This window comes from Stenotrophomonas pictorum JCM 9942, assembly GCF_001431585.1.
Lineage (GTDB): Bacteria > Pseudomonadota > Gammaproteobacteria > Xanthomonadales > Xanthomonadaceae > Stenotrophomonas > Stenotrophomonas pictorum.
The window spans coordinates 1-8,813 of sequence record NZ_LLXS01000031.1 but is presented as its reverse complement, the minus strand read 5'-3'; the positions used below and the strand labels follow the sequence as shown (position 1 = coordinate 8,813).

Annotated in this window: 6 protein-coding genes; 5 read left to right on the top strand and 1 reads right to left on the bottom strand. The window is 64.8% G+C overall.

What is annotated here, in order from left to right; genetic code table 11:
* Positions 1 to 48: 48 nt before the first annotated feature.
* Positions 49 to 996, bottom strand: coding sequence for a glutathione synthase (gshB, locus tag ARC78_RS10770; RefSeq protein WP_057506283.1), 948 nt, complete (start codon positions 994 to 996; stop codon positions 49 to 51).
* A gap of 253 nt (positions 997 to 1,249) precedes the next feature.
* Here gshB and pilG point away from each other — a divergent pair, with 253 nt between their 5' ends.
* From pilG to ARC78_RS10745, 5 genes are all read left to right on the top strand, one after another.
* The gene (gene pilG, locus ARC78_RS10765) at positions 1,250 to 1,651 is read left to right on the top strand and encodes a twitching motility response regulator PilG (RefSeq protein ID WP_054658683.1); all 402 of its coding nucleotides are present in this window, start codon (positions 1,250 to 1,252) and stop codon (positions 1,649 to 1,651) included.
* Positions 1,652 to 1,668: 17 nt separating this feature from the next.
* The gene (locus ARC78_RS10760) at positions 1,669 to 2,031 is read left to right on the top strand and encodes a response regulator (RefSeq protein ID WP_054658681.1); all 363 of its coding nucleotides are present in this window, start codon (positions 1,669 to 1,671) and stop codon (positions 2,029 to 2,031) included.
* On the top strand, positions 2,031 to 2,561 hold the full coding sequence (locus ARC78_RS10755; protein ID WP_057506282.1) for a chemotaxis protein CheW: 531 nt from the start codon (positions 2,031 to 2,033) through the stop codon (positions 2,559 to 2,561). The genes ARC78_RS10760 and ARC78_RS10755 overlap by 1 nt, the downstream gene beginning before the upstream one ends.
* A 40-nt stretch (positions 2,562 to 2,601) precedes the next feature.
* Positions 2,602 to 4,638, top strand: coding sequence for a methyl-accepting chemotaxis protein (locus tag ARC78_RS10750; RefSeq protein ID WP_054658679.1), 2,037 nt, complete (start codon positions 2,602 to 2,604; stop codon positions 4,636 to 4,638).
* A 108-nt stretch (positions 4,639 to 4,746) separates the two neighbouring features.
* Positions 4,747 to 8,813: Hpt domain-containing protein (locus tag ARC78_RS10745; RefSeq protein WP_199398909.1), on the top strand; the 4,067-nt coding region annotated here is incomplete at its 3' end.

The following is an 8,813-nucleotide window of genomic DNA, read 5'->3' as shown; positions in this document are numbered from 1 at the left end:
GCTCGGTGACGCGGGGGGCGGCGGGCAGGGCGGCGGTACTGGCGCTCATCAAGCGATGCCGGCCTCGATCGCGTCGAACAGCTGGCCGGCGATGTTCAGCCCGAACTGGGCGTCGAGCTCGCGCACGCAGGTGGGACTGGTGACGTTGACTTCGGTCAGATAGTCGCCAATCACATCCAGACCCACAAAACGCATGCCGCGGCGCTTCATTTCCGGGCCGACCTGGGCGGCGATCCAGCGGTCGCGCTCGCTCAGCGGGCGGCCTTCGCCGCGGCCACCGGCGGCCAGGTTGCCGCGGAACTCGTCACCCTGCGGAATGCGGGCCAGGCAGTAGTCCACCGGTTCGCCATCGACCAGCAGGATGCGTTTGTCGCCGGCGCTGATATCGGGGATGAAGCGCTGCGCCAGGGCCAGATGGCGGCCGCCGTCGGTGAGCGTTTCCAGGATGACATTCAGATTCGGGTCGCCGGTGCCGCTGCGGAAGATCGAACGTCCGCCCATGCCGTCCAGCGGCTTGAGCACCGCCTGCCCGTGCTCCAGCACGAAGGCCTTCAGTTCGGCCGCATCGCGGCTGACCAGCGTCGGCGGGCAGCACTGCGGGAACAGCAGCGCGGCCAGTTTTTCGTTGAAGTCGCGCAGGCCCTGCGGATCGTTCACCACCAGCGCACCAGCGCTCTGGGCGAGGCTCAGGATCTGGGTGTCGTAGAGATATTCGCCATCGAACGGGGGGTCCTTGCGCATCAGCACCAGCTGGCCGGGGCCAAATGCCAGGGGCGCGAATCCACCCAGGGTAAACCAGTCGGCCTTGTCATCACGCACCTGCAGCGGCGCAACATGGGCTACGGCCTTGCCAGCGTGCAGTGACAGGCCGCCCGGGCGTACGTAGTGCAACCGGTGGCCACGGCGCTGGGCTTCCAGCAGCATGGCGAAGGTGGTGTCCTTGGCGATCTTGATATGGGCGATGGGGTCCATCACCACGATGACGTCGAGCGGCATGAATTCAAACCTTGCAGATCAGCGCACGATGGTAGCGGGTTCGTCCCTGGGGCGCCCAGTCCGAAGCGCGCGCAAGGACGCTAGAATGGCTGAATAGCGCTGCGCAGCAACCGTGACGGCCTTCACGCCAGACGGTCCGTCGCCCCCGGCATTGCGGCGGTGCTTGACAGTTCGCGGCGGTATTGGGATATAGATCGCTTTCGCAACCGCTTCACAATCTGGTGACGCGTTGCGTGCTCGGGGAAACAAAGCAATGGTTGAAAATATGACTGCGGGTGGGGAACTCGCAGGTTTGAGGGTCATGGTCATCGATGATTCGAAGACCATCCGCCGCACCGCCGAAACGCTGCTCAAGCGTGAAGGCTGCGAGGTAGTGACTGCGACCGACGGTTTCGAGGCCTTGGCCAAGATCGCCGACCAGCAGCCGCAGATCATCTTTGTCGACATCATGATGCCGCGGTTGGACGGCTACCAGACCTGTGCCCTGATCAAGGGCAATCAGCTGTTCAAGTCGACCCCCGTGATCATGCTTTCATCCAAAGACGGCCTGTTTGACAAAGCCCGGGGGCGCATCGTCGGCTCCGAGCAATACCTCACCAAGCCCTTCACACGCGACGAACTACTGGGTGCCATCCGCACATACGTCAACGCCTGACCAGGGGGAAAGGCACAATGGCTCGAATTCTGTTGATCGAGGACTCACCGACCGATCGGGCGGTGTTTACGCAATGGCTTGAAAAGGCCGGACATGAGGTCTTGACGGCGGACAACGCCGAAGACGGCCTGCAACTGGCCAAGAGCCAGGTGCCGCAGCTGGTGCTGATGGACGTGGTGCTGCCGGGGATGAGTGGCTTCCAGGCCACCCGCGCGCTGTCGCGTGATGCGACCACCCGCGATATCCCGGTGTTGATTGTCAGCACCAAGAGCATGGAAACCGACATGGCGTGGGGTATGCGCCAGGGGGCGACCGACTACATCGTCAAACCGCCGCGCGAGGACGACCTGATCGCGCGGATCAACAAACTGGTGGGCTGATGCGTTCTCCATTCGACATCCTCGAGGCTTACGAGCGCCGCAGCTTGGCGCATGCGGTGCAGTTGCCGGAGCGCGAGTTTTCGCAGGATGTCTGGCGCGGGGTGGGTTACCGCGTCGGCAGCCGGCGTCTGGTGTCCGACTTCCGTGAAGTGGTGGAAATCGTGCCGATGCCGCCGGTCACACCGGTGCCGGGCGCGCAACCGTGGCTGCTGGGAGTGGGTAACTTGCGCGGGACGCTGTTTCCGGTGGTGGACCTGAAGTATTTCCTGGAAGGCGAGCGCACCGTGCTGCAGGAGGGCCACCGCGTGCTGATCATGCGGCAGGCTGGCGGTGACGTGGCGCTGAGCATTGATGAGCTCTACGGGCAGCGCAGTTTCCAGGGGGCGCAGCAGGTGCCGGCCGGCGACATCGCCCAAGGACGCTATGCGCATTTCGTTGAACGCGCGTTCCACGACGGCGGTCACGACTGGGGTGTCTTCTCGCTGTCGGTGCTTTCGCGCACTCCCGAATTCCGGCAAGCCGCCGCCTGAACGGCCGCTTGCATCTCCGTATCGAATACCGAGGTCGAACATGAGTACTGCTCCGGACACCGCCAAGAGCGGCAAGCTTGGCAACGTGGGAACCAACTTCTGGTTGATCCTGCTGGTCATATCTATGATTGTCTTCGGCGCCAATACCGGTGTGGCGACCTGGCAGGGCAGCCGTCTGGCCGGTGCCAGTACCGAAGCGGCCGACTTGCAGGTGCTTTCCCAGCAGCTGGCCAACCAGGGCCGGGAGGCGGTGAGCGGTAATCGCGACGCCTACAGCGCTTTCAAGGACACCCGCAGCCGCGTGGAAAGCGCCGTCAGCGGCCTGAAGGGCCGCTACGGCAACGAAGCCGGTGTGTCCAAGCCGTTGGGAACGCTGGTCGACACCTGGAAGCCGCTGTCCAAGAGCGCCGAGCAGATCGTGGCCAGTGAGCCGGCGGTGCTGGCGCTGGCCGGTAATGCCGACAGCTTCATCGGCGCGGTGCCGCAGCTGCAGGCCCAGTTGAACGAGGTCGTTCGCGCCATGACCGCCGGCAGTGCGCAGTCGGCGCAGATCTACAACGGTCTGCAGCAGGTGGTCGTCGCCGGCACCATGGCTCGCCGTGTGACCGAGATCCGCGCCGGTGGTGCCGGCGCCAGTGGCGCCGGTGATGCGCTGGCGCGCGACATGGTGGTGTTCTCGCAGGTGCTTGAAGGGCTGCGCCAGGGCAATGACGAGCTGGGTATCAGTCCGGTGCGCAATGCCGCCGCGCAGGTGGCGCTGGAACAGTCCGCCAACCAGTGGGCAAAGATGAAGAAGGACGCCGATGCGATTCTGGCCAGCTCGCGCCAGCTGTTCGCCGCGCAGTCCTCGGCCGCGGCGCTGACCGCCGGTTCGGACAAGATGCTGGCTGACAGCAAGAAGCTGTTCGATGCGTTCTCCGCTTTCGGCTCGACCCGTGATACACGCCTGTTCCCGAACTTCTGGTGGAGTGTGATCTTCGGCGGCCTGTCGCTGCTGTCCATCATCGGTTTTGTGTGGAGCTCGGTGCGCAGCCGCTCGCGTGAGCAGGATCTGCGCTACCAGACCCAGGTGGAATTCAACAGCCGCAACCAGCAGGCGATCATGCGGCTGCTGGACGAAATCAGCTCGCTCGGTGAAGGCGACCTGACGGTGAAGGCGTCGGTGACCGAGGACATGACCGGCGCCATCGCCGACGCTATCAACTACGCGGTGGACGAGCTACGCCACCTGGTGACCACGATCAACGACATCTCCTCCAAGGTGGCGGTGTCGGCCCAGGAAACCCAGGCCACCGCGATGCAGCTGGCCGAAGCGGCCGGTCACCAGGCCGACGAGATCACCAGTGCGTCGGACCGTATCGGCGAAATCGCAACCTCCATTGAGCAGGTCTCGCGCAACTCCACCGAATCTGCCGAAGTGGCACAGCGCTCGGTGGTGATCGCGACCGAAGGTGCCGGGGTGGTGCGTCAGACCATCCAGGGCATGGACCAGATCCGCGACCAGATCCAGGAAACCTCCAAGCGCATCAAACGTCTGGGTGAATCCTCACAGGAGATCGGCTCGATCGTGGAACTGATCAACGACATTTCCGAGCAGACCAACATCCTGGCGTTGAACGCCGCCGTGCAGGCGGCATCCGCGGGCGAGGCCGGCCGTGGTTTCGCGGTGGTGGCCGACGAAGTGCAGCGACTGGCAGAACGTACCTCCGGCGCGACGCGCCGGATCGAAGGTCTGGTGCAGGCGATTCAGGCCGATACCAACGAAGCGGTTACCTCGATGGAGCAGACCACCGCCGAAGTGGTGTCCGGTGCGCGCCTGGCCGAGGACGCCGGTACCGCGCTGACCGAAATCGAGCGCGTGTCCAACGCGTTGAACAACTTGATCAAAAACATCTCCATCGCCGCCAATCAGCAGGCGTCGGCGGCTACCGACATCACCCAGACGATGGGCGTGATCCGGCAGATCACCGGCCAGACCTCTCAAGGTGCGGGACAGACGGCCGATTCGTTGGGTCAGCTGAACCAGCTGGCCGCCGAGCTGCGTCGCTCGGTGGCCGACTTCAAGCTGCCGGCCTGAGCCGGTTGATCGGGCGGGGATGCAAAGGAATCAGCAGATGATGTGTCGTCATACCGCAAAGCAGGGCCGCCCGGACGGCATGCAATCGATGCTGTACAGGGGAGTGCGATGAGTACCTTGCGCGATGCCATGAGCCACGCGGCACTGGGCTGGGTGAAGCCGGAGCTGGATGAGACCCTGCGTCTGGTACGCAACGAGGTCGAGTATTTTGTCGAGGACCCGAGCGATACCAGTCGCATGCGCTTCTGTGCCGGCTACCTGCACCAGGTGCAGGGCACCTTGCGCATGGTCGAGCTCTATGCGCCGGCGATGGTGGCCGAGGAGCTGGAGTCGCTGGCCAACGCCGTGCGCGATGGTGCGGTGCCTGATCGTGACGAGGCCTGCGCCACGTTGATGCGCGGCACGGTGCTGTTGCCCGACTATCTGGAGCGCCTGCAGAACGGCCATCGGGATATCCCGATCGTGCTGCTGCCGCTGCTCAACGAGATTCGCAGCGCGCGCGGTGCCGAGGGCATCAACGAGAGCGTGCTGTTCGCCTTCAATCCCGATGCCGGTGATGCCAGCCCCGCCGAGCTGGAGCATGCCCGCGGCAGCCTCAGCGGGCGCAACCGTGAGCTGCTTGATACGGTCGGCAGCGCGGTGAAGGAAGAACTGCTGCGGATCAAGGATGCCCTGGATCTGCACATGCGCATGGGTGGGGCTCCGGCCGATCTGCAGACGCAGGTCAGCGAGCTGGGGGCCGTGGCCGACACCTTGGGCGTGATGGGCCTTGGCGTGGCGCGTGGCGTGGTGGTGCAGCAACGCGATGCCCTGCGCGAGGTGGTTGCCGGCACCCGCGCCATCGATGACAACCTGTTGCTGGATATCGCCGGCGCGCTGCTCTATGTGGATGCCTCGCTGGATGACCAGGTGGCGTACCTGGGCGCGAACCTGCAAGGTGACGAGGATCCCGGTGCGGTGGAAACGCGCCGCACGGTGGAAATCCTCGCCCATGAGGCCATCGCCAATTTCGCCGCCGCGCGCGAAGCGTTCGTCGCGTTCATCGAGACCAACTGGGACCATGAGCGCCTGCGGGAAGTACCGCGCCTGCTTGGCGAGGTTGCCGGAGCGCTGCGCATGCTGGATCTGCAGACGCCGGCGGACTACCTGCATGGCGTGCAGCAGTACATCGATATCGAACTGATCGGCCGCAAGCGCATTCCTGGCGGTCGCCAGCTCGACACCCTGGCCGATGCCATGGCCAGCCTGGAGTATTACCTGGAGGCCCTGCGCGAACGCCGCGCGGGTCGCGGGGAGATCCTGGAGATCACCCGCAACAGTCTGGAAGCATTGCGTTACTGGCCTGTTCCCAGTGCGGCATCGGCCGAGTTGCCGGACAGTCCTGTACCGGAGGGGGGGGGCGACGAGGTTGCCCCCACCAATGTGGTCGCCGCGGCAGAGCCGGCCGATACGCCTGCTGTCAGCGCGGATCCGCCCACCGCTGTGGAGCCGTTGGACGTTTCGCCGGAGCTGCCGGCACGGGCGGTCTATCCGCTGGTGTATGCCGAGGCCATTACCGGTAAGGCGGTGGCTGCGGTTGAGCCTCCGCCGCTGCCGTTCGGCGAGCAGGACAGCCCTGCCTCGCCATTTGATCCGGTTGCCGCAGAGGAAGACCCGGCAGTGCAATCGGCAAGCTACACGCTTGCGCCGATTGTCCTGGAAGGCGCCGGATCCGGACTGGACGAGATAGCCAGCCCGGAGCTGGAAACATTCCATTTCCATGCAGCTGGGCACAACCAGACGGCCTCGCCGTCCCAGCGCGACACCTTGCTCGATGCGGGTGCCGGCATGGACGTTGATCTGGCGCTGGTAGAGGACAACACCGCCACGGAAGAACAGCCGGTCTACACGTTCGATAGTGGCCCGTGGCAACTGGACGAAGTTCCGTCACCGACGGTTGAGCCGGTGGTCGAATGCATCGAGACCATGGCGGTCGACAGCGGTCCGTTCGAGCTGGAAGCAGCTGCGCCGGGTCCGGAAGAGGCCGAGCCCCAGCCGCCCGTGTTGGACGTTGTGCCGTTGCAGTCTTTCGCACCGGCATGGGAGATCCTTGACGACACCATCCACGCGACCCCGGCAGTTGAATCGCCAGATGACTCCGCCCCCGTCCCGCGCATGGACAAGATGGGCAAGAACGCGGTTGCATCCGCGCTGGCGATCGCGCTGGGCGATGTGTCCTCCACGCCGGCTGATGCCGACGCAGCCGCCGCTGGCGATGCCGGGTCGCCGGAGGATATCGAAGTGGCCGCGTTCATGGCCGAGCTCAATGCCGCTGCCGATGCGTTCGATCCGTTCGCTGCGCCGGCAACGGATGTGCAGCCTGCTGAAACCAGCGCAGAGTCTGTCCCGGTGCATGGGCCGGTCCTGGAAGGCGGGTTCGAAGACGGTGCCGACGAGATCGATCAGGACATCCGAGATGTCTTCATCGAAGAATTCGACGAGGAACTGGTCAACCTCGGCAACCTGCTGCCGGTCTGGCGCGCGTCCCCGGGCAATGTGGAACGTCTGCGTCCGGTGCGGCGCGTGTTCCATACCCTCAAGGGCAGTGGACGACTGGTCGGCGCACGTACGCTGGGTGAATTCAGCTGGAAGATCGAGAGCATGCTCAACCGCGTGCTCGATGGCAGCCGTCCGGCGAGCCCGGCCGTTGTCGCGATGGTCAACCAGGCCTACGAGGTATTGCCACAGCTGAATGCCGCGTTGCGCGGCACCGGCACCATCCGCGCGGATCTGCTGGCTATCCAGGATGTGGCCGATCGCGTTGCCGCAGGCGAGGAGGCGTTCTACGCGCCTGTGGTCGCAACGTCGACCCCCGCGGTATCTGCTGGTCCCGCGTCCGGCGTGGTGGAGATCGTCGAAGGTACACCGGCATCGGTGGACAGCGTACTGCGCGAAATCCTGGAAGCCGAGGTCGCGCAGCATCTGGCCACCGTCCATGACTGGCTGGATCAGGCACAGGTGCAACCACAGCCGGTGACGGAAGAACTGTTGCGCGCGGTGCACACCATGAGTGGTGCGTTCGCGATGACGGATGTGCCGGAAATCACGTCGGTAACGGCGCCCATGGAATCGTTCGTAAAGCGCTCGCTGGTGGCCGGACTGACGCCGGGTGGCGATGCGGTACAGGCATTGAGGGAGGCCGCAGCGGCGGTATCGACAACCATTTCCGCGTTGCAGCAGCCTTCCCCGTTGATTCCCTCGTTCGCGGCTTTGGCCGCCCGACTGGAAGCGCTTGTCGACACGTTGCCGGAGGCCAAGTGGCCACCGGTTGTCGACGAGACGTTCGAGGAAGATCGCTTGGCCGGGGACGTCGCGGCGGACGGCCTGGGTGTTGCCGGCAATGGCGCGCGGGTCGAGCTGGAACACACAGCAGCCGAGCTGGGCGGTGTGCAGGATCTTTCGGCTTACTTCGATCCCGGTTTCCTCGTTGATGCGCCCGATGCCGCTGCGGCAGCTGCTCCTGAAATCGGGCAGCCGACACCGCCTGTTGAGCCGAATGCGCCATTGGCCGAGGCATTTGCGCCGTCGCTTGTCGATGGCACCGACCTGTCTTCCGATACGCTGCTGTTGGATGTCCACAGCGAACAGGCCGTGATTGAGGAAATCGATGCCGGCATTGAAATGCCGGTCCGCGAAGAGGGCGGGGATGTTGTCGCTTCTTCGAATTCCGACAGCGACCTGTCGGTCCCCAGAGAGGACCTGACCGCGCTGGAGCCCGAGGTGGAGACAGCCGGTACCGTTTTGCAGCCGGATCCGCCGGTCGAGCAGGACAGCGCGGTGGATGCGCCCGACGCCCACGATGCTCCGGCTCCATCGCTGGCAGAAGCTTCCGGGTTGGTCGGGGAAGATGCGGCGGGCGAGAGTGATGGCGTGGAAGCCGTTGATGCGCCGGCGCAGGATGTCGCCTTCGCTACGAGCCCGGCGGTTTCCGTGGCGGATGTCGCCATGCCGCCACAGGTGGATGATCTGCCGTTGCCTGCCGCGGATGAAGAAACGGCATTGGGTGAGCCGGAGTTGTTGCAGCCGCTGGCCGCGGATGCGACTGAGTCTGAGCGTGACCAGGAAGCGATTGAAGTTTCAGCGGAATCGCTTGACTCGGACGTAGATGCCATCACGCTGGAAGCCGAAGCCGAAGC

Coding starts and splice junctions, on each gene's coding strand:
- gshB (WP_057506283.1), bottom strand. CDS start 996: ATGCCGCTCGACGTCATCGTGGTGATGGACCCCATCGCCCATATCAAG.
- pilG (WP_054658683.1), top strand. CDS start 1,250: ATGGTTGAAAATATGACTGCGGGTGGGGAACTCGCAGGTTTGAGGGTC.
- ARC78_RS10760 (WP_054658681.1), top strand. CDS start 1,669: ATGGCTCGAATTCTGTTGATCGAGGACTCACCGACCGATCGGGCGGTG.
- ARC78_RS10755 (WP_057506282.1), top strand. CDS start 2,031: ATGCGTTCTCCATTCGACATCCTCGAGGCTTACGAGCGCCGCAGCTTG.
- ARC78_RS10750 (WP_054658679.1), top strand. CDS start 2,602: ATGAGTACTGCTCCGGACACCGCCAAGAGCGGCAAGCTTGGCAACGTG.